Annotated in this window: 20 protein-coding genes and 1 tRNA gene; 10 read left to right on the top strand and 11 right to left on the bottom strand. The window is 73.7% G+C overall.

Annotation, left to right across the window (positions count from 1 at the left end; genetic code table 11):
- The first annotated feature begins 57 nt into the window (after positions 1-57).
- Genes IPH07_06135 through IPH07_06125 form a run of 3 tightly spaced genes read left to right on the top strand, consistent with a single transcriptional unit; the run spans position 58 to position 2784 of the window.
- A complete protein-coding gene (locus IPH07_06135; protein MBK6916960.1) occupies positions 58-597 on the top strand; it encodes a hypothetical protein in 540 nt (179 codons plus the stop codon).
- A complete protein-coding gene (locus IPH07_06130; GenBank protein MBK6916959.1) occupies positions 597-2468 on the top strand; it encodes a PQQ-binding-like beta-propeller repeat protein in 1872 nt (623 codons plus the stop codon). The genes IPH07_06135 and IPH07_06130 overlap by 1 nt, the downstream gene beginning before the upstream one ends.
- The gene (locus IPH07_06125; protein MBK6916958.1) at positions 2434-2784 is read left to right on the top strand and encodes a (2Fe-2S) ferredoxin domain-containing protein; all 351 of its coding nucleotides are present in this window, start codon (positions 2434-2436) and stop codon (positions 2782-2784) included. Before IPH07_06130 ends, IPH07_06125 begins: the two co-directional genes overlap by 35 nt.
- An 87-nt stretch (positions 2785-2871) precedes the next feature.
- Here IPH07_06125 and IPH07_06120 read toward each other — a convergent pair whose 3' ends face one another.
- Positions 2872-3912: a hypothetical protein gene (locus tag IPH07_06120; GenBank protein MBK6916957.1), complete on the bottom strand. Its 1041-nt coding sequence runs from the start codon at positions 3910-3912 to the stop codon at positions 2872-2874.
- 30 nt (positions 3913-3942) lie between these two features.
- Positions 3943-4923: a pyridoxal-phosphate dependent enzyme gene (locus IPH07_06115; protein ID MBK6916956.1), complete on the bottom strand. Its 981-nt coding sequence runs from the start codon at positions 4921-4923 to the stop codon at positions 3943-3945.
- Positions 4924-5083: 160 nt separating this feature from the next.
- Between IPH07_06115 and IPH07_06110 the strand changes: the two genes are divergently transcribed.
- Genes IPH07_06110 through IPH07_06100 form a run of 3 tightly spaced genes read left to right on the top strand, consistent with a single transcriptional unit; the run spans position 5084 to position 7738 of the window.
- Complete coding sequence (locus tag IPH07_06110) at positions 5084-5560, top strand: hypothetical protein (protein ID MBK6916955.1); 477 nt, start codon at positions 5084-5086, stop codon at positions 5558-5560.
- A gap of 40 nt (positions 5561-5600) precedes the next feature.
- Complete coding sequence (murE, locus tag IPH07_06105; protein MBK6916954.1) at positions 5601-6827, top strand: UDP-N-acetylmuramyl-tripeptide synthetase; 1227 nt, start codon at positions 5601-5603, stop codon at positions 6825-6827.
- Positions 6824-7738 carry a C40 family peptidase gene (locus IPH07_06100; GenBank protein MBK6916953.1) on the top strand — a complete coding sequence of 305 codons (915 nt, stop codon included), beginning with the start codon at positions 6824-6826 and terminating at the stop codon, positions 7736-7738. The genes murE and IPH07_06100 overlap by 4 nt, the downstream gene beginning before the upstream one ends.
- Before the next feature lie 20 nt (positions 7739-7758).
- Here IPH07_06100 and selD read toward each other — a convergent pair whose 3' ends face one another.
- Complete coding sequence (gene selD / locus IPH07_06095) at positions 7759-8805, bottom strand: selenide, water dikinase SelD (GenBank protein MBK6916952.1); 1047 nt, start codon at positions 8803-8805, stop codon at positions 7759-7761.
- A gap of 143 nt (positions 8806-8948) precedes the next feature.
- Here selD and IPH07_06090 point away from each other — a divergent pair, with 143 nt between their 5' ends.
- A complete protein-coding gene (locus IPH07_06090; GenBank protein ID MBK6916951.1) occupies positions 8949-9662 on the top strand; it encodes a hypothetical protein in 714 nt (237 codons plus the stop codon).
- 13 nt (positions 9663-9675) lie between these two features.
- Here the strand turns inward: IPH07_06090 and IPH07_06085 are convergent, their stop codons facing one another.
- From IPH07_06085 to IPH07_06065, 5 genes are all read right to left on the bottom strand, one after another.
- Complete coding sequence (locus IPH07_06085; protein ID MBK6916950.1) at positions 9676-10311, bottom strand: lysoplasmalogenase; 636 nt, start codon at positions 10309-10311, stop codon at positions 9676-9678.
- Positions 10308-10994 carry an AgmX/PglI C-terminal domain-containing protein gene (locus IPH07_06080; protein MBK6916949.1) on the bottom strand — a complete coding sequence of 229 codons (687 nt, stop codon included), beginning with the start codon at positions 10992-10994 and terminating at the stop codon, positions 10308-10310. The genes IPH07_06085 and IPH07_06080 overlap by 4 nt, the downstream gene beginning before the upstream one ends.
- A 46-nt stretch (positions 10995-11040) precedes the next feature.
- Positions 11041-12423 (bottom strand): leucyl aminopeptidase family protein, encoded by a 1383-nt coding sequence (locus IPH07_06075; protein MBK6916948.1) that lies wholly within the window; start codon positions 12421-12423, stop codon positions 11041-11043.
- Positions 12424-12474: 51 nt separating this feature from the next.
- Positions 12475-13122: a hypothetical protein gene (locus IPH07_06070; GenBank protein ID MBK6916947.1), complete on the bottom strand. Its 648-nt coding sequence runs from the start codon at positions 13120-13122 to the stop codon at positions 12475-12477.
- 83 nt (positions 13123-13205) lie between these two features.
- Positions 13206-14771 (bottom strand): response regulator, encoded by a 1566-nt coding sequence (locus tag IPH07_06065; protein MBK6916946.1) that lies wholly within the window; start codon positions 14769-14771, stop codon positions 13206-13208.
- 172 nt (positions 14772-14943) lie between these two features.
- On the opposite strand from IPH07_06065, the gene IPH07_06060 reads away from it, so the two are divergent.
- The gene (locus tag IPH07_06060; protein ID MBK6916945.1) at positions 14944-15573 is read left to right on the top strand and encodes a hypothetical protein; all 630 of its coding nucleotides are present in this window, start codon (positions 14944-14946) and stop codon (positions 15571-15573) included.
- 98 nt (positions 15574-15671) lie between these two features.
- Here IPH07_06060 and IPH07_06055 read toward each other — a convergent pair whose 3' ends face one another.
- Entirely contained in the window at positions 15672-16868 is a 1197-nt protein-coding gene (locus IPH07_06055; GenBank protein ID MBK6916944.1) for a serine/threonine protein kinase, read from the bottom strand.
- Positions 16869-16951: 83 nt separating this feature from the next.
- Here IPH07_06055 and IPH07_06050 point away from each other — a divergent pair, with 83 nt between their 5' ends.
- A complete protein-coding gene (locus IPH07_06050) occupies positions 16952-17731 on the top strand; it encodes a hypothetical protein (GenBank protein MBK6916943.1) in 780 nt (259 codons plus the stop codon).
- A 41-nt stretch (positions 17732-17772) separates the two neighbouring features.
- Entirely contained in the window at positions 17773-19131 is a 1359-nt protein-coding gene (locus IPH07_06045) for an SH3 domain-containing protein (protein MBK6916942.1), read from the top strand.
- 28 nt (positions 19132-19159) lie between these two features.
- On the opposite strand, the gene IPH07_06040 is transcribed toward IPH07_06045, so the two are convergent.
- Positions 19160-19232, bottom strand: a tRNA-Thr gene (locus IPH07_06040).
- Positions 19233-19297: 65 nt separating this feature from the next.
- Complete coding sequence (locus IPH07_06035; protein ID MBK6916941.1) at positions 19298-20290, bottom strand: S24/S26 family peptidase; 993 nt, start codon at positions 20288-20290, stop codon at positions 19298-19300.
- Between the last annotated feature and the right edge of the window lie 201 nt (positions 20291-20491).

Here is a 20491-nt window from a genome sequence, read left to right as displayed (position 1 = left end):
GGGCGCTCAAGTCGGCCGCTTCGGGGGTCGATGCACGGGCGGCAAGGGGAGCCCACCATGTCGCGCCGCGTCATCGTCCGATCGATTTCATGCCTCGGCCTCGTGGGGGCGCTGGTGCTCGGCGATGCCGGCACTGCGCTCGCGGCCGAGGCGCCCGCGCGTAGCGTCGAGGAGCTCTCGACGCAGCTGCTGGGCTGGTTGCACGATCCCGATCCCCTGGCCGCCGCGGCGGTGGTCGAGCGGGTCCACCAAGGCGTGCCGCCGGGCGTGCTGCTGGCGCTGCTCGATGCCTATCGCGCGGCGCCGCGCGCCGAGCTCGATGCACTCGTGCGGGAGCTGACTGGCTACCGGCGCGCCGAGGTCCGCGTGCGCGCGGTGGCGGCGTGGGCCGAGCAGGGGGCCGCCGCGGCCGAGTCCGCGGTCGCCTTCGCGGCCGCCGATGTCGACATCGCGGTGCGCAGGCTGGCGGTCTCGCTGGCGACGCTGCACCCGAGTGCACGCGCGGACGCGTGCGTGCAGGAGCTGCTGGCCCGCGACGCGGAGCTCGCCGCCGAGCTCGCGCAACCGCCGGCGTTGTGGGTGGAGGATCCGAGCTGATGGCACGTGCGGCGGTCACCGCGGCGCTGGTGCTGGGCGCATCGCTGCTGGCGACCGGCTGCGCGCGCGTGCTGGCCCACGACGCGCCCGCACACGGCAACCTGCTGGCGCACGCGGCCGATGGCTCGCGCGCGGGGGCTGCACGCGAGCTCGCGACGCAGGTCGTGGTGTTGGTCGAGCACGGCAGCGTGCGCGCCATCGATCCCGTGCACGCGCGCACGCTGTGGACCCTCCCGGTCGACGTCACCGGGCACCCCGTGGCCAACGCGACGACCGTGTTCCTGCCGATCACGGGCCATCGCCTGGTCGCGGTCGATCGCGCGACCGGGGCCCCGCGGTTCTCGGCCGAGCTGCCGGGCGAGGCCCTCACGGCGCTGGCCGCCGACGGCGGCGCCGTGATTGCGACCGTGGTCGGAGGACGACGCGGTGCGACCGCCGAGGTCGTCGCGCTGTCGAGCTACGACGGCCACGTTCGCTGGCGTCGCGCCGCCGATCGATTGCTGGGCGCGCCGGCGGTGGCCGGCACCGTCGCGGTGGTGCCGATGGGCGACGAGGTCGTCGCGCTGCGGCTCGCCACCGGCCGCGAGCTGGCGCGCGAGCAGCTGCCGTCGGCGCTGGGCGCCGGGGCCCGGGTGCTGCACCGCGGCCACGCGTGGTTCGTCGGTGGCGGCAATCGTTGGGTCGAGCTGGGGCAGGGCGGTCGCAGCCACGCGCTCGAGGGCGCGGCGGCGCCGGTGTTCCCGGCTGGCCGCGTGATCGACGACGGTCACGGCGACGACGAGCGGCTGCGGCTGTTCCTCGATCTGGGCGAGCGCGCGCTCGGGCGCGACGCGATCCTGCTGTCGCGACGCGCGGTGGTGGCGATGCGGTTGTCGGCCGACGGTCGCCCACAGCGCACCCGCTGGGTGCATCGCGAGGACAAGGGCGAGTTCGTGGCGATGGAGGTCGCCGGCGAGCGCGTGGTGTTGGTGCGGGAGGACGGCGCGATCGTCCAGCTCTCGCGCGGGTCGGGGCGCGAGCTCGATCGCATCGCGGGGGCCGGTGCGGTGCGGGGCGCGTTGGTGCTGGTCTCGGATCGCGTGGCGCAAGGCCATGCCGACGACGCGCCACCCGGCGACGACGTGATCGCAGGGTTGCACGCGCTGGTGCAGGATCCCGATCCGCGGCTGCTGCCGGCCCAGCGCCTGGCGGCCGAGCTGCTGTGGCGCGACGACGAGGCCCACGTGCGCGCGGCGGTGCTGGCGTTGTCGAGCGGACAGATCCGCGGCGAACAGACCCGTGCCGCCGAGGCGCTGCGCGACCACGCGGCCGTGCTGGCGCGCGGGCGCTGGGGCGCGGGCTCCGAGGCCGACGTCGCAGCGGTACTGACGGCGCTGCGCGAGCGGCCACGCTTCGGCGACGACGCGACCTCCCGCGTGCGGGCGATCCGCGACGCCGCGAGCTCCGGGCGGCGCGAGGTGATCGACGCGCTCGCGGTGTTGTTGCTCGACCCCGGCACCTCGGCGGCCGAGCTGGTCGAGGTGGTCGAGACGCTGGCGCAGCTGCGCGATCCGGCCGCCGTCGATCCCCTCGTGACGTTCGTGCGGCGCTACCACGCCGATCAGGCGGTGGCCTACGAGTCGACCGCGCTGCGCCAGGCCACCGCGGCGCTGCTGTCGATGTCGGGCGACGACGGTGCGCACGCCGAGCTGGCCGCCGACGCGCTGCGCGAGGTGGTCGCCGACCCGTTGTGCGAACCGGCGCTGCGTGCTTTCATCCACGCCGGTCTCGACGACCGCCGTCGGCCGGCGCACGCGGCGACGCGCGAGACCAGCTGCACCCAGGCGAACTGCACCGATGTCCCGACCCCGCTACTGTCTGCGCATCTGTGATGGCCCGAGCTGCGGTGTGATGCACGAGAGCGAGCGGTTGGTGCAGCTGGTGGAGCGCACCATCGCCGCCGACCCCTCGCTGCAGGGGCGCGCGGTGGTGCGCAGCTACACCTGCTTCGGTCGCTGCGACGATGGGCCCAACCTGTTCGTGCAGGAGCTGCGGCCGAGCGACGACGTCGACGCCGACCCCGACCTCGACGTGCTCGAGCAGCAGCGCGGGTTCTATCCCGGCATGGACGAGACCAAGATCCTCCGCGTGCTGGTGGGCCACTGCGGCGCCGACCAGGTGGTCGCGGATCTCGTCGACGACTACTGAAGTCGACCCTCCGAGCGCGCGCATCGGCGATCACGGCGATCACGAGGGCAAGACGGCGCGGCCGCCTCGCTCGTCGACGCCGACGCGCTACGCCGGGGGCGTGAACGAGGCGCAGGTCGAGACCCCCGCACCGGCGATGTGGATGCCGGCGTCGGGGTTCACCACCGTCAGACCGCCACCGTCGCTGCCGTCGTAGTCCAGCCGCGTGACCTTGCTGGTGCTCGCGCCCGGGCTGGTCTCGGTGAAGAAGTAGACGTCGCCGCCCCAGAAGGCGAACGCGAACGCGTTGGTGATGTCGAGGCCGACCAGCGGCGTCGACTCGAGCTCGGCCCCGCTCGACTTGTCGAGCTGCACGAGCACCGACTGGTTGCTGGCCACGGTCGCGAACGCGAACAGCCGCGCGTCGCCGGTGCCGCTCAGCTCCGCGACCGGGTACGCGGTTGCGCCCAGCGGCACGGTCGACGCGGTGGCGTCGTCCCAGCGCGCCAGCTGCGAGCCGCCGGGCGCGAAGTCGGGGTAGTCGGTGTACTGATCGCTGTCGTAGACGAACAGCGTGTCGCAGCTGCTGCCGGCGCCATCGACCGCGTAGCCCATGCCGAGCAAGAACCACGCGCCCTGGGCGTGGTAGCCGAGATCCTCGCAGTCGGTCAGGTTCGACAGCGGCGCGCGGTACATCCGGCCGCTCGGCTGCAGGCCCGACAGCGAGTAGTAGTTCAGCGTCGCGTTGCCCTGGCGATCGATCGCCATCGAGTTCGCGGTTGCACCGAGCTCGGCGACGCAGCCCAGCTGCCCCACCGGCGTGAAGGTGTTGGCAGGGGGATCGTAGAAGTACACCGCCGGTGGATCGGTGGAGTGCAGCACGTAGATGCCGTCCAGGACGTTCTCGCACGGGCAGTCGCCACCCTCACCGCCGTCGCCGGCCGATGCGCCGCTGACCTGACCGACGTCGAGCACGTCGGCGTCGTCGTTGCCGGTGGCGCTGGGATCGATGCCGTCATCGCTGCCCTGGCTGATGCCGCTCTGCGCGGCAGCTCCCGCGTCGCCGGCGTCGCGGCGGTCGCTCGCGCAGCCGCCCGCGGTCGCGAGCGCGCCGGCGAGCACGGCGTCGCAGATGGTGGGGTGCTTCATGGTCATGCCCTCGTCGAGGGCAAGCGTACGTCACTGCGGCGGCGACACGAGCTCCGCGAAGCGTCGCGGCGCCAGGTTGGCACCGCACACCAACACCGCGACCTCGCGGCCGGCGAGCCGCTCGGCCAGCGGCCCCAACACCGCTGCGGTGGCGGCCGCCGCGGCGGGCTCGACCGCGAGCTTGGTCTCCGCGTACAGCAGCGCCATCGCGCGGATCATCATGTCGTCGTCGATACGCACGAGATCGTCGACGAAGCGTCGGCACAGCGCGAAGCTGTAGGGCGCGGCATGGGGGGCGCCGAGGCTGTCGGCGATGGTCCGCACGGCGTCGATGCCCTGCGGCGAGCCGGCCGCGAAGCTGCGGTGCATGGAGTCGGCGCCGATCGGTTCGACGCCGTACACCGCCACCTCCGGGCGCAGCTGCTTGGTCGCGGCTGCGATGCCGCCACACAGCCCACCGCCGCCGATCGGCACCACGATGGCGTCGAGTCGCGGCAACGCGTCGAGGATCTCGAGCGCGATGGTGCCGGTGCCGCGCGCGACCGTGGGGCCCTCGAACGGGTGGATCATCGTGCGCCCCTCGTCGTCGGCGATGCGCTGGGCAGTCGCGAAGGCGGCGTGGACGTCGTCGACCAGCAGCACCTCGCCGCCCTGCTCGCGGCACCGCTGGACCCGCCACGGATCGGCGCTGCGCGGCATCACGACCTTGGCGTGGCTGCCCTGCACGCGGGCTGCCCACGACACCGCGATGGCGTGGTTGCCGGCACTGACCGCCACCAGCCCGCGCGCGCGGGCGTCGGCGTCGAGTTCACGGGCGGCCAGCAACGCGCCGCGGGCCTTGAAGCTGCCGGTGGCCTGCATCAGCTCGAGCTTGAGCTGCAGCCCGATCGGGCCGCGGCTTGCCGTGATCGCGTCGGTCCGCCACCACCACATCGGGGTCTGCACGATCGCGTCGGCGAGGTTCGCCGCGTCGGCTCGGATCTGCGCCAGCTCGGGTGCGCGGTGTTCCATCGGAGCTGCGAATCCTAACAGCGGGCCGAGGTCGCGGCGAAGGACCGCGTTCGCCGCGATTTTCCTGGCCAAGCGCGGCGCGCTTGTGGCATCCGTTCGAGGTACCCGCGAAGCGACGACGCGACGTCGAAGGTTCGCGACCCTAGGAGACTGCGCCACCATGAAGATTGATCCCCAGAAGTTCCTCGCCCTGGTCTCGTTGATGTCGGCGCCGCTGGTGTCGCTCGCGCCCGGCTGCATCATCACCGACAACGGTGACGACAGCGGTGGCGACAGCGGCTCGGCCAACACCACTGCGAGCACCACGGCGTCCACCACCGCGAGCACCACCGATGCCAGCGCGACCGACTCGGCGAGCACGGGCGCAGCCGACAGCGGCAGCTCGGGTGTCGCCGACAGCGGCAGCTCGGGCGCGGCCGACAGTGGCAGCACCAGCGCGGCCGACAGCGGCAGCGGCTCCGACTCCGGCGGCATCGACGTCGGTGACTGCTGCGAAGCCCACGCGACCCCCGGCTGCACCAACGAGGCCATCCAGGACTGCGTGTGCGGGATGGACGAGCCCTGCTGCGCGTCGGGCTGGGACGACATCTGCGTCGAGGACGTCGACGCGTTCGGCTGTGGCATGTGCGGCGTGTGACGCAGGCGACGCCAACTCCTGGCCGAGGTCGAACGCCGTGATGCAGCCCGATCGGCCCACGCAGCCCCCGTTCGGATGGGCCGAGGGCTTCTTCACCATCGGGGTCACCGGCACCAACGGCAAGACCTCGACCACGCAGCTGCAGGCCGCGATCGTGCGCGCGTGGGGCCACTCCGTGCTGACCATCAGCACGGTCGGCTACTTCATCGACGAGGTGCGGCAAGACGATCTGCCACGCACGCTGCACGGCTTCCATGTCGCCTTCGAGCGCGCGCAGCAGCGCGGCATCACGTGGGCCGTGGTGGAGGCCACCAGCAAGGGACTCGCCGAGGGCTACGCCAAGCGCTGGCGCTTCGACCTCGGCGTGTTCACCAACCTCTCGCCCGATCACCTGCAGACCCACGGCACGTGGGAGCACTACCTCGCCGCCAAGGCGCAGCTATTCGTCCACCTCGGGCCGGGGCGGACGTGCGTGCTCAATGCCGCCGATCCGGCGGCGATGCTCATCCACCAGGCGGTGCCCGCCGACGTGCGGCGACGCTTCTTCCACGCGCCCGCCCGCGGCCCGGCGCTGACGCCCGCCGATCTCGCGATCGCCAGCACCGAGCTCACCGCCGCCGGCACCACGGCGGTCTTGGTGCCCGGTCCGCTCGCGGATGCGCTCGGCGGCGTGCTGCGGCTGCGCATGGTCGGCGACGTGTTCGCCGAGAACGCGCTCGCGGCCGCGCTGGCGATGGACGCCGCGGGGGCGCCCGCCGACGCGATCGTGCGGGGGCTCGCCAGCGCGTTGCCGGTGCCGGGGCGCTTCGAGGTGCTGCACGACGACCCGGTGGTCGCGATCGACTACGCCCACTCGGCCGACGCGCTCGCGCGCACCTGCGACGCGGCGCGACGGCTCGCGCGCGGTCGCGTGCTCGTGGTGTTCGGCGCCGGCGGCGACAGCACGCCCGAGAAGCGCGAGCCGATGGGCGAAGCGGTGGGCGCCCGGGCCGACGACGTGTGGATCACCAACGACAACCCTCGCCGCGAGGACCCGGCCGCGATCGCGGCCTCGCTCGTCGCGGGGGTCGTGCGCGGCGCTCGAGCCCGGCCGCGCGTCGAGCTCGATCGGGCCCGTGCGATCGAGCAGGCGATCGCCGACGCCGGCCCCGGCGACGTCGTCGTGGTCGCGGGCAAGGGCCACGAGCGCGGCCAGCTGGTCGGTGGCGAGGAGCTGCCGTTCTCCGACGTCGACGAGGTCCGGCGCGTGCTCGGGGCCCGTACGTGAGCACGTCGTCGTCGCTTTCGTCTGCGCACGCGGCCATCGACGAGGTTCGTGCGTGGGCGCTGGCGCAGTTCGGGTGGACCCACGTGCGGCTGCAGGTCGACGGCGACGCCGGCCACCTGCGCGTGCACGGCGAGGTGGTCGCGCCGCGCCTGCTGTCGCGGATCCGTCGCAGCCTCGCCGCGGCGGTGCCCGGCGCGACCATCGATCTGCGCGGCGTCGGGTGGCTGGCCGGAGACGGCTTCCACGCGGTGCCCGGCGATGTGGTGTCACTGTGGCGTCGGCCGGACCGCGACGATCCGCGCGAGCGCGTCACGGAGCTCGTGCCCGCCGATGGTCCGCTCGAACGTTTGGCGGTGCTCGACGACGCGACGCTGGTGCGGGTGCCCGACGGCACGCTCGGCTGGCTGCAGGGCATGCCGCTCGGCCCGCGCGTGCCGGCACCCTGCTTCGCATCGCCGCCGTCGTGGCACGACGGGGCCGTCGCGGCCGCGGTGCAGCTTCATCTCGGTGCGCCGTACCGCATCGGCGGCGGCACCCCGAACGGCATCGATTGCTCGGCGTTGGTGCAGCGACTGCTGTCGGCGATCGGTTGGCGGGTGCCGCGACACTCCGCCGATCAGCTCGCGATCGGTCCCCACGACGGGCTCGGGCCCGACCGCGCCGGTACGCTCGTGGCACAGTGGAGCGAGCTCGAGGCCCCGTGCCACGTCGGCCTCGCGCTCGGCGACGGCACCATCGTCCATGCCTCGCGCTCGCGTCGCGAGGTCGTCATCGATGCCCGCGATCGCTGGTGCGGCGCGGCGGTGCGGCTGGCCCACGTCGAGCGCGAGGCCATCGAGGCGCTGCAGCGACGCGCCATCGGGCACCGCAACCTGCTCGAGGTGCTGGCGCTCGGCGAGCTCGAGCCGTGATGCCCGGGCGCGTCAGGGCGTCAGGGCTCGACGTGGACGCGCACACGGCCGCGGGGCGCGGCCTCGAGGTGACCGATCACGTGGCCGACCACGCCCGCGGCGTCGAGGGCCGCGAGCGCGCGGGGTAGGGCGCGTGGGCCGACCGCCGCCAGCAGCCCGCCGGAGGTCTGCGCGTCGGCCAGCAGCAGGCCCGAGGTCTCGGGCAGCCCCGGCGCGAGCACCAAGCGCTTGGCGACCGATGCGAGGTTGGCCCGCGAGCCGCCGGCGAATGCGTCGAGGTGCGCCAGACGCCGCGCTGCCGCGAGTACCGGCACCGCCGCCAGCCTGAGTCGGGCCGACACCTTCGAGCCATCGAGCATCTCGAAGAGGTGGCCGAGCAAGCCGAAGCCGGTGACGTCGGTGACCGCGTGCACGCCTCGCCCGATCGTGCGCAGGGCCGCCGCGGCGTCGCGGTTGAGGGTCGACATCAGCCGCGTCACTGCGCGGATCTCCGCCGGACGTGCGAGGCCCCGCTTGATCGCCGTGGTCACCACGCCGACCCCGAGCGGCTTGGTGAGCACCAGCGCATCACCTTCGCGGGCGCCGACGTTGCGCCACACCGCCTTGGGCGGCACGACCCCGAGCACCGCGAGCCCGAACTTCGGCTCGGGGTCGTCGACCGAGTGGCCGCCCCCGACGGTGGTCCCCGCCTCGCGACATGCATCGGCACCGCCGCGGAGGATCGCTGCGATGGTCCGCGGGCCGAGCAGCTTGGCGGGTGCGGCCAGCAGGTTGAGCGCCACCCGCGGCGTGCCACCCATGGCGTACACGTCCGAGAGGGCGTTGGTCGCGGCGATGCGGCCGAAGTCGTACGGGTCGTCGACCACCGGCGCGAAGAAGTCCGCGGTGAACACCAGGGCGCGCGAACCCATTCGGTACACCGCCGCGTCGTCGCGGGTCTCGGTGCCGACCATGAGGTCGTCGTCGTGGTGGTGCGGCAAACGGCGCAGGACCTGCGCCAACTCCGAGATTCGGAGCTTGCCCGCTCAACCAGCGGCGCGACTGAGCTCGGTGAGGCGAACCTTCATGGGTACGGCTCGGTTCGTACCACGGCTCGCGGCCGCGGCGAACCGCGGGTGATCGTGGCGGCGGGACCTCGTGGTGCGCTACCATGCTCGCCATGCGGTCGGCCCCTGAAGTCGGGCCGCGACCGCCCCGAGGAGCGCCCGCCATGTCCCACGATCTCGACATGATCTTCACCGTCGTGCTGATGGTCGCCGCCGGCGGGTTCGCGCTCGGCTCGCTGATGTGGATCGCCGCCCGCCTGGGCGGCCGCGCCGGTGGGCCCGCGGGTTGGGTGATCGCGCTGTCGCTGGTGCTGTACCTCGGTGGTGGTGCGGCCGGTGCCGCGGCGCGGGTGGAGATGACGGCGCGCGAGGCCGCGGACGCGGTGTCCAGCGCGGCGTCGGTGAAGCCCGCGGCCGAGCCCACGCCCGCGAAGGCCGAGCCCACGCCGCCACCCGCCCCGACGCCGAGCCCCATCGCGCCGCCGGCCGAGGTGCCCGCGGCCGGGCCCGCCGCGGCCGCGCCGGTCGAGGCGGCGGCACCGTCCGTGCCGCCAGCGCCACCGGTCGCCGCCGCGCCGGCCGAGGCCGCGCCGGTCGAGCCCGCGCCGGTCGAAGCGGCCGCGCCAGCGGAGCCCCCGGCCCCGGAGCCGACCCCGGCGCCCAAGGCCGCCGCCAAGAAGAAGAAGGAAAAGAAGAAGAAGGCCAAGGCGAGCGCCGCCAGCGAGCCCGCCGGTGACGAACCCGCGGACGCCGAGCCCAAGGCGGAGCCCGAGCCGAAGCCCGAGCCTGCGCCCGCCGAAGAGAAGCCCAAGAAGCCCGAGCTGCTCGACGTCGATCCGCCGGCGCCCAAGGCCCCGCCGACCATCGAAGGCGCGTGACCTCGCGCGGCCGTCAGCGCGACGCCGCGATCGCGATGCACACCTGGGCGCCGTAGTAGAGCGGCAGGCCCCACGCGCGGTTGAAGAACTCGCGGCGCACGAACACGTCGCGCGCGACCGCGAGGTCGGAGAGGTAGAACGCAGTCGCGCCGGCGCGGATCCACGGCGTCGCGTGGCCGGCATCGCAGGTCCACGCGCACGCGAGCATGGCCGTGATGGCGACCACGTAGGCCAGCACCGGAACCCGCATCCCCGGCTCGAGAAAGGGTCGCAGCCAGCGCAGCACCGCCCAGGCCGGGAGCGCGAGCACGGCCGCCAGCGCGAGCGCAGGGGTCGGTGCGACGCCGCGGCTCGCGAACGCCCACGCGTAGCCTGCGTGCCCGATCAAGAACGCCGACAGCCCCGCCAAGAACCACGCTGGCCTGCGCGACAGCAGGCACACGTCGCCCAGTGCACAGGCCACCAGCGCGACAAACAGCACCCGGCCGAAGTCGTGCTCGCCGGCGCCCACGCGCCACGCGAGCCACAGGAAGCCCAGCGAGGCCAGCGGCTTCGCCACCCGCTGCAGCGCCGCATGCTCGCGCTGCTCGGCCATCAGCAGCGCCGCGAGGGCGAGCCCGATCAACGCCAATGGCAGCACCAGCGTCATCGGCTGGACTGCTCCGGCGTCGATGCGAACACGAACGGGTAGGTCACCGAGACCGACCCACCGCCCTCGGGTGGCTCGAACGAGAGGCTCATCATCGACTCGCGCATGCACTCGTCCATCGCCGCGTTGCGCAGGGTGCTGCTGGGATCGACCTCGGCGGCATCGACCACGCCGCCGACCTCCTCGTCGCCGACGATCTGGAATGTCATCACCATCTTGCCGGCGAGCTTCGGATCGTCCTCGAGCACGGACTCGTAGCACTCGGTCGCAAGCGGCACGAGGTCGTCCTTGATGCGGGCTTGGATGTAGTCCTTGTCGAGCTCCGCCGGCTGCGGCGCGTCGCCCTCGGCCGGCGCAGGTGGGCGGCCGCCGCCGTGGCTGCGGGCGCGCTCGCGCAGCGCCAGCCGCAGCGCGTCGCTGCGGGCCCGATCACGCTCGGTCTTGCGCGGCGGCGTCGCGGGCGATGCCACCGGGGCCGCCGCGGTGCTCGCGGTCGCGCCCGCGGCTGGCTCGGCGCGCTCGGGCGAGGCGCCGCCGCCGGGCTGCGGCCGCGCCGGCACCTTCGGGGCCGGCGCGGCGGCGGGTGCATCGGCGCCGGCGGGCTGCTGCGCGCGCCACAGGTAGTAGCCCAGCAGCAGCGCGGCGGCGACGAGGGGTAGCGCGAAGTTCTTCCACGAGCCCATGATGGTTCACGCTCCCACGTCGTTCGAGGCGTAGCACCGATGCCGGTCAGGTGCCGCCGTAGCGCTCGCACAGCGCCGCGAAGAGCCCCCGCACGCCGAACACTTCGCCGCCGGCGGGGCGTCCGGGCTTGCCCGAGACGTTCCACGCCATGGTGTCGACGTGCAGCCAGCGACGCTGGCGTCCCACGAACTCGCGCAGGAACAGCGCCGCCGTGATGGCGCCGCCCTCGGACACGCCACCGACGTTGTTGAGGTCGGCGATCGGACTGTCGAGGTGCTTGCGATAGGCGCGGAACAGCGGCAGCGGCCACATCGGATCCTGCACCCGCTCGCCGGCGGCGATGATGGCGTCGCGCAGCGCGTCGTCGGTGCAGAAGAGCGCCGGCAGGTCGGTGCCGAGCGCGACCCGGGCGGCGCCGGTGAGGGTCGCGAAGTCGATCAGGAGATCGGGATCTTCGCTGTCAGCCTCGGCCAACGCATCGCACAGGATGAGCCGCCCCTCGGCGTCGGTGTTGCCGATCTCGACCGTCAGGCCCTTGCGGGTGCGGATGACGTCGCCGGGGCGGTAGGCGTTGCCGGCCACGCTGTTCTCGACGATCGGCAGCAGCAGGCGCAGGCGCACCGGCAGCGCGGCGTCCATGATCATGTGGGCCAGCGCGATCATCGAGGCCGCGCCGCCCATGTCCTTCTTCATGAGCTTCATGCCCGCCGCCGACTTGAGGTCGAGCCCGCCGGAGTCGAAGCACACGCCCTTGCCGACCAGCGTCAGCTTGGGCGCAGCGGGGTCGCCCCAGCGCAGGTCGAACAGCCGCGGCGCGCGGTTGCTCGCGCGGCCGACCGCGTGGATCGTGGGGTAGTTGTGGGCCAGGAGGCCATCGCCGACGATCACGCTGTGCTCGGCGCCGAAGCGCTCGGCCAGCGCGATGCCGCTGGCCGCGAGCTCGACCGGCCCCATGTCGGACGCGGGCGTGTTGACCAGGTCGCGGCCGTGCACGATGGCCTCGACCGTGCGCGTGACCAGGCCGCGATCGGCCCCGGCCGGCCACACCAACACCGCGGCCTTGCGATCGCGCTGCTTGTAGCGACCGAAGCTGTAGCTCGCGAGCGCCCAGGCCATCGCTGCATCGCTGGCGCGGGGGCCATCGACGCCGCGGCTGAAGCGATAGCGGCCCGCGGGCAGCTTGCCCACCGGCGCGGCGTAGTCCCACAGGTCCGAGCCGTCGCCGAGGCCCAGCACCACCTGCGCGAGCTTGCCGTCCTTGCCGGGCACCAGCGCGACCTTGCCGTGCTCGCCGCGGAAGCCGTTGGTGTCGAGCCAGTTGCGGACCATCGCCGACTGCGACTTCAGCCACGCCGGCAGCTCACGTCGCGTGATGGCGACGATCGGTGTGGCCGTGGGCTTCTCGCGCGGAGTCAAGCTGTCGAGCATGCGCGCGACGTTAGCAGAGCCACGCCGGGCTCGCGACGCCGGCGCTGGTCCTCAGCACGCGGCGCAGGACTCGCTCGCCGTCTGCACGCAGGCGTCGTCCCACGGCTCGAGGCAGCACACGAAGTCGGCCGTACACACGCACTGCTCGATCTCGGCGTCGTCGCAGCCGGGGTTGCCGTGCGCGGCACAGCAGTCGCCGTCGCCACCGATGCCGGCACAGCTCGCGCAGCCGAGTCGTACCGCCTGCACCGTGCAGTAGAGATCCCACGCGATCGTGCAGCAGAAGTCGTCGTCGGCGCAGACGCAGGCCTCGATGTCGGCGTCGCCACAGCCGGCCCCATCTTGGGCCTCGCAGCAGGCCCCGCCGGGGCTGCCGGTGTCGCTGTGCGAGTCGCCGCTCGAGCCCGACGTCGCGCCGGTGCTGCCGGGGTCGGAGCTCGAGCCGGCGTCGCCGTCGGTGGTGCCGCTGCCGCGACCGGAGCTGTCGTCACCGACCGTCTGGGGATCGCTCGAGTTGGTGAACGTGGTCGAGGGCTCGGAGCTGGGGTCGCCCGAGTTGGTGAAGCTCGTCGAGGGCGTGCTCGAGGCGTTGCCGCCGTGGGTCTCGACCGTGGTGAAGCCGCCGGTGCTGGTGTCGGCCGCGTCGCCGTCGTCGGCCTTGCCGCACGCGGCCAGCACGAACGCGAGCAGCAGGGGCATGGCGGGGGTCCGGTGCGGCGGCGGCAGCATCATGCCCCGGGATGCTCGCACCGATCGCGCGCGATCGACAGACGTGGGCGGCGTCAGCCGTCGTCGGCGGAGTTCGTCGCGCCCTCGAGCGCGCCGGCCACATGGCGCCACAGCGAGTCGGCGTCGAACGGCTTGGGCAGGATCGTCACCCGGCCCAGCGCGCGCAGCCGCAGCGAACGCTCGGTGTCGGCGTGACCGGAGGCCACCACCACGCGCAGGCGCGGGTCGAACGCGCGCATGCGGATGATGGCCTGCTCGCCGTCGAGGTTGGGCATGTCGAGGTCGACGATCGCGACCTGGAACGGCGACGGGCTCTGGGCCTGCACCGCGATCGCGTCGAGGCCGTCGACCGCGACCGCCACCTCGAGGCCGAAGCGCTCGAGCATGCGCCGCGTGGTGCTGCGCACCAGCGGCTCGTCGTCGACCACCAGCGCGCGCCCCTTGAGCTTGCCGCGGCGCGGCGGCTCGGGGGTCATCGGCGCGGTGTCGCCGGGGTTCGCCGCCGGCAGCGTGACCACCAGGCGCGAGCCGACGCCGAGCTCGCTGTCCATCGTCACGTCGCCGCCGTGGGCCCGCACGATGCGGTATGCGGTCGCGAGCCCGAGTCCGGTGCCCTCGCCCTTGGGCTTGGTGGTGAAGAACGGCTGGAACACGCGGGCGAGTGTCGCGGCATCCATGCCCGCCCCGGTGTCGGAGATGGTGATGCGCACGAAATCGCCGCCGCCACCTGCGGTCATCGTCGCGCTCGCGGAGCGGGCCGCTCGCTCGGCCGGCGTGCCGCCCGGCGAGGTGCGCTGGGCCTCGATGCGCAGCACGCCGCCGTGGGGCATGGCCTGCTTGGCGTTGACGCAGCCGTTCATGAGCACCTGCAGCAGCTGGCTGGGATCGCCGATGACCGCGATGTCCTCGGGCACCGCGGTGACGATCTCGAGCGAGCGCGGCACCGTGCGCCGCAGCAGTGCGACCACCTCGGCGACCAGCCGCGTGACCTCGACGACCTCGCGGACCCGCCGCTGCGGCCGCGCGAACGACATCAGCTGGGCGGTGAGCTCGGCGGCCCGTCGCGCGGCGCTCTCGATCTCGTCGAGGCAATCCGCCATCTCGCTGGCGCCGGGCGGCGAGTCCTTGAGGTAGGTGACGTTGCCCAGCACCGTCACGATGAGGTTGTTGAAGTCGTGGGCGATGCCCCCGGCGAGCTGGCCCAGCAGGTGGAGCTTCTGCGCCTGCAGGACCTGCTCCTCGTAGCGGTCGTGGTACGTGAACAAGAGGATCGTACCGGTGCCGATCGCGATCTTGTCGCCCGATCGCAGCGGCGCGGTGCCGATGCGGATGCCGTTGACGTAGGTGCCGTTGCGGCTGCCGAGATCCTCGATGATGAACTCGCCGCTGGCGCTGCGACGGATGACCGTGTGGCGACGCGAGACGCCGTCGTCGGCGACGCAGATCTCCGCGTCGGCGTCGCGGCCGATCACGACGTCGCCCTCGATGGCGTGACGACGGCCGGCGTCGGGTCCGACGATCACGACCAGCTGGGTGGTGGTTTCGCTGCCGACCGAGGGGGCATCGGCGGCGGTGAGGCCCATGGCCATGGTCGACTCGAGGGGGTTGTCGCGCGACATGTTCGACGGGCCGAGCCTCTGTCATGGTATCCGCCGTCCGTGGCCCGTGGCGACGAGTCTGGCCATCTCTCGTCGGCGATCTCGGCACCGCGGCCAGATGGCCGCTCGTTGGGATTCTCGCGACTTAGCGCCGCCGACGTTGGAGGCACGCGGCTTGCGAAGTCGAGTCCGCATGTCGCCGACCGCCGCCGAAGCTTCGGACCTCCACGGCTCGCACCGGCCGGCGGTGCTCGATCGCGCCTGGGCGTTGTCGGACGCGCTCGCGCAGACGTGGGCATGGGCCCGTGCACCGCTCGACGAGGCCGAGGCGGTCGCACGCGAGCTGGTGGAGCTGGCCGAGCGACGCGATCTGCCCTACGCGGCGCTGCGCATGTTGACGCAGATCGCCCTGGGCGAAGAGGCGCGCGCGGCGGTGGTCGACCGCTGGCTCGAGCAGGACCCCGAGGTCGTCGGCGTGCTCGCGCGCGTCCGCCAGATCGGGCGTGACCTCGAGGGCATGTCGGCGCGGGCGCGCACGGCCAGCCGACGCGCCGTCGAGCTCGCCCTCGAGGCGCCGCGGGTGGCGAAGCAGGCCGCCGCAGCCGTGTTCGCACAGGGGCCGACGGCGGCCCGCGACGAGATCCTGCGTGGGCTCGAGCGCCTGCCCGCGCGCCTCAAGTGCGAGGCCGACCACGTGCGTGCCGAGGCGGCGCTCGCCGGCGCGCGCGCCGAGACGGCGCGCCGACGCATCGTCGAGGGGCTGCGGGCCCGCGCACGTGCCGGTGGTCTCCAGCGGACCGATCGCCTGGCGGCGGTGCGGTAGCCCGCGGCTCCCCGCGGCTCCCCGCGAGTCCCCGCGAGTCCCCGCGAGTCCCCGCGAGTCCCCGCGAGTCCCCGCGAGTCCCCGCGAGTCCCCGCGAATCAGAGATCGGCGGCGTGCATCACCACGAACTGCGCCCCGGCGCCCGCGAACACGTCGCCGGGCTCGACGAAGATCGCACGGCGCAGCGGCTCGCCATTGCGATGCAGCTCCGCGCCGCCGGGCCCCGGCCGGATCTGGATCGGACGGGCACCACCGCTCCAGTCGACGATCGCGACCAGCTCGTCGACGCCCGGCAGCACGATGTCGGCCGCCTCGCCGCCGAGTCGACGGCGGCCGGGCACCAGCGGTGCGTCGATCGACGTGCCCCCCGGCGTCCGCACGCGCACGCGTCCGGCTGGGGTCGCGTCGAGGTCCTCGTGGAGGATGCTGCCGAGCACCCGGGCCATCGCGCCGGCGTCGGTCGGGCGCCGGCTGGGGTCCTTGGCGAGCGAACTGCGTAGCAGCTCGAGCAGTGCGTCGGGCAGCCCACCGCAGCCGGGGTAGCGCGAGATGGGCACCATGCTGCGCATCGCGTGGGCGTCGAGCCACGCGACCGGGTTGTCGCGCAGCGCCTCGACGACGTCGCTCACGTGCCGCTGGGGAAACAGCACCGCGTGGCCGCACAGCAGCTCGTACAGGATCGTCGCCAGCGAGTAGACGTCGGACGCCGGCGTGAGCTGGTCGGTGACGAGTTGCTCGGGCTGGCAGTAGTGCGGCGTGCCGACCACCGTGCGGGCCGCGGTCGCGTTGGTGCCGAAGGCCCACGGCACCCCCCACGCACGTGCGAGCCCGAAGTCGAGCAGCTTCACGGTGCCGTCGTCCTCGATCCACAGGTTCGCCGGCTTGACGTCGCGGTGTACCACGCCCTGAGCGTGGGCCTCGGCCAGCCCCATGCATGCCTGCAGCACGATCTCGAGCGCCTGCGCGACGCCCATCGGGCGATCGAAGTCGTGGAAGTGATCGAGCTGGTGACCCTGCAGGTAGTCCATCAGCACGTAGAAGTGATCGTTGCCGATGCTCGAGCCGTGCAGGCGCGCGACGTGGGGGTTGGTCAGCGAGCGCAGCACCGCGACCTCTCGGATCGCGCGCTTGATCATGTCGTCGCCCATGCGGACCTCGTGGGCGATCTTCAGCGCGAGCGGCCGGTCGAAGCCCGGCGCCAGCACCTTGTAGACCTTCGCGAACGAGCCCGCCCCGATCTCGGCGAGGATCTCGAACTCGCGGTACATCGTGCCGGGCTGCAGCGAAGCGGTCATCGGGGGCGGGTCAGCGTAGCAAACTTGCCAGCCGCACCGTCGGCGTGCGGACGAAAGCCGTGGTAGAGGATGTTGGTCTCGCGATGACGTCGCACTCCCACGTTCACGCGCCGGCGCGGTGGATCGAGCGGCTCGTCGCGATGGGCGCGGGCTCGCTGCTGACGTGGTGGTGCGTGGATGTGCCGCGCGCGGACCGTGGCGACGACGACGATCGTGCGATCGCGCGGCCGCTCGAACCGGGCGAACCGGGCGAGCCGAGCGAGCCGCTCGAACCGGGCGAACCGGGCGAGCCGAGCCCGACCGCCGGCTCCGACGGTGCCGCGGCGATCGTCGATGGTGCGGGGCCACGCGCGTCGGACTCGCTGCCGCGTGGTGACGAAGTGGTGGGCAGCCTCGCCACGGCTGCGCGGCCCGCCGATGAAGCGGCGGCCGCCGGGGAGCTGGTCGCGCGCGTCGATCGCACCGCCACGGCAGCCGAAGCGAGCGCGATGATCGATGGGAGCCCAGCACCATCGGCAGCGCCGGCGGCCGCCACCGAGGCCCCCGCGCTCCCACTGCCGCGCATGCCGGGCGCGACGCGGCTGTCGGAGTCGGTGCGCTACGACGAGGTCGCGGGTGCATGGGTGCGCAAGGCGGCGTTTCGCGTGCATGCGCGGGAGCACCACGTGCTCGCCTTCTACCGCAAGGCGCTGGAGAACGAGGGCCTGGTCGTGACCGAGGGCGAGGACCCGCCGGACGAAGCGGGCGGCGTGCGCCGTTACCTGCACGGTCGCAGCCGCCGCGTCACCGCGCAGGTCGGGGTCCGCACGCGCGTCGGAGCGCTCGAGACCCGCGTGTGGATCCTGTGGCGAGCGCGATCGTGAGCCCGGCGGAATGCCGGCGCTGGCGGTGGCGTCGCGATCCGGTGGCCAGGCCAGCGTGGCGCGTGCTCGTGATGTTCGCGGTGGCGGCGTGCGGCCCAGGCGAGCCGGCGTCGACGCAGCACGCGGCCGCGCCGGTCGCGGGCGCGCGCTGCGAGCCGGGGCCGCTGCCGGCTGCGTTCGCGCCCGGCGTCACCGCGGCGCTCGAGCACGCCGACGCCTTCGTCGTGCCCGGCGACGACGCGGTGCTCGTCGACGCCGACGCGCTCGCGCGCCTGCGGCTCGCCGCTGCGGTGGGCGAGCGCGCCGGATCCGACGGGCTGGATCCGTGGCGCGCCGGATGGGGGCCCGAGGGCGCGGCCCTCGACGCGCGCGCACGGGTGGCCTCCTACGCCGGCGAGCTCGCCCGCGGCGAGGTCGTCGAGCAGCAACGCGACGCGATCGCGGCCGCACGCCGCCGCGTCGACGCGCTGCAGCCGGTCGACCACGCGCGTCTCGTGGTGGCGCAGAGCCAGCTCTACTGCGCCCCGATCGAGGGCGCGGTGCTGCGGGCGCCCCATGACCCCGCCTTCGATCGCAACCTCTGCAGCACGCTGCACCCCGGTGAGCTGTTGCGCGTGCTGGGGCGCAGCGACGCGGGCGCGTGGTTGCTCGTCGACGCCGGCCACACGATGGGCTGGGTCCGCGGCGACACGTTGTCGGCGCGGCTGAGCGAGGCCGATCGCATGGCCTGGCGCGACGCGCCGCGGCTACACGCCTTGCGCGATGACGTTCGCACCCGCGCGGGGGTGCCGGTGCGCATGGGCGTGGGTCTGCCGCTGCTCGGCCGCGACGACGATGGCGCGTTCCGGGTGCGCGTCGCTGCGGCGAAGGGCCCGATCGACGATCACGTCGAGAACGACGCCGCGGTGGTCGAAGGCTACGCCGCGCTCACGCGCGCCGCGGTGTTCTCGGCCGCGTTCGCGCAGATCGGTGCGCCCTACGGGTGGGGCGGTCGCGACGGCGGTCGCGATTGTTCGCAGTGGTTGCGCGATACCCTGCTGCCGTTCGGGCTGACGCTGCCGCGCCACTCGAGCCAGCAGGCCTTGGCCGGCGTGCGCACCGTCGACGTCGCCGGCCTCGACGACGCCGCCAAGCTGGCCGCGATCGCCGACGCGTCCGCGACGGGGCTCGTGCTCGAGTACCTACCGGGGCACGTCATGCTCGACGTCGGCGCCCGCGATGGCCATCGCTTCGCGATCTCCTCGATCGCCGAGTTCCTGGTGCCGTGCGACGGCGGTGGGGGCGACACGCTCTACCGCCTCGATCGCGTGGCGGTCACCGATCTCGAGACCGGTCGCGGCAGCGCGCGCACCTCGTTGCTCGAGCGCATCACCACGCTGGCTGTGTTCGGGCCTGCGTGAAGCGCCGGGAGGGGGAGCTCCGCACCGGAGCCGCTTGGCGGACTCGAACCGCCGACCTACTGATTACGAATCAGTTGCTCTACCGACTGAGCTAAAGCGGCCTGTTGGGGCCGGGACTCTAGCGATCCGGCCCGGGCGCGTCAACGGGCAAGCAGCGGGCCCATCGTCAGGGCTTCCACTGGAAGCCGCGCGAGCCGGGTGCCTGGTCGGGCACGGCGGTGGTGTTGCCGCCCAGCCGCGCGAGGACCTCGCCGCGGATCGCCTCGGGGCTGATCCAGCCCAGCACGCGCGAGTCGCAGCAGCGGCCCTCGTCACGGTTGTCGGCGAGCACGAGATAGCCGGGCGCGACCACCTCGTCGTCGTCGTGGGTCGGCGGCGTGGCGTCGTCGTGGCTGGCGAGCTCGGCCGCGGCGGCGACCAGCTGCTGCCACTGCGGTGCGACCGCACCGGTGTCGAGCACCTGGTAGCGACGGGGACCGGTCTGCTCCCACAGCACGCGGCGCGCTCGCGCGGCGTCGTCGTACTCGAGGCGCAGCTCGAGCGGCGCGCCCTCCTTCTGTTCGACGCGCTGGCCTTCGATCGCGAGGCCGAGTCCGCCGCGCTCGCGCACCAGCGCGACGCGATCGCCGGGCCGCGCGAGCACGCGGCCGACGCGGTAGGCCGTGCGCGTGGCGAGCCCGGCGTCGGCGCGCGCCTGCACCACGCGCCAGTTCTCGTCGAGCGCCTCGCCGAGCTCCTCGGGGTCGACCACCGCGGTGTTGCGCAGCTCACCCTGGGGTGCGCGGCGGGCATCGGGGAACTCGCTGCCGTCCTCGCGGTGCGATCGCGGTGCGTCGCGCTCGCGCGGCGTCGCGGCCGGCGCGACCTCGGTGGGCAGCGACGCCGCGTAGATCACGACGTCGCCCCGATCGACGCTCCACGTCCCGCGCAGCAGCAGCACGTGGTCGCCGTCGAGCAGGGTCGGGGCCATGCCGTCGCCGTGCACCGGTACCGCGGTCGCGAACGCGACCCGCAGCGCGATCAGACCGCCGCCGGCCACGAGCACGCCCCACGCCAGTCGCGAGGACCACGTGCGCGCGCCGGTGCGCGGGGGCGGCGAGTCGGGGACGGGGGCGCGGGCCATGGCAAAGGGGCGCTCGGGCGCCGACGTGGCCGACATCTTGGTGCAGCTTTGCCGCGACGACCAAACAAGCGGCGGATCCGCTGGCTCGAGGTACTAGTACCTCGACACAGCGATAGTGACGGGCCATAACACCGCCCTGACCGCGCCTCGCTGCGTTGCCGCACCTTGAAATACGCCCGGTATTCCGGCGGCACGGCGCCTTGCGGAGTCGCGGCCATGACGGCGTTCTGACCCATC

The organism is Deltaproteobacteria bacterium, assembly GCA_016709225.1.
GTDB lineage: Bacteria > Myxococcota_A > Polyangia > Nannocystales > Nannocystaceae > Xiheibacterium > Xiheibacterium phototrophicum.
Note: the sequence above shows the minus strand (reverse complement) of the source record. Positions and strands in the feature narration are given on the sequence as shown.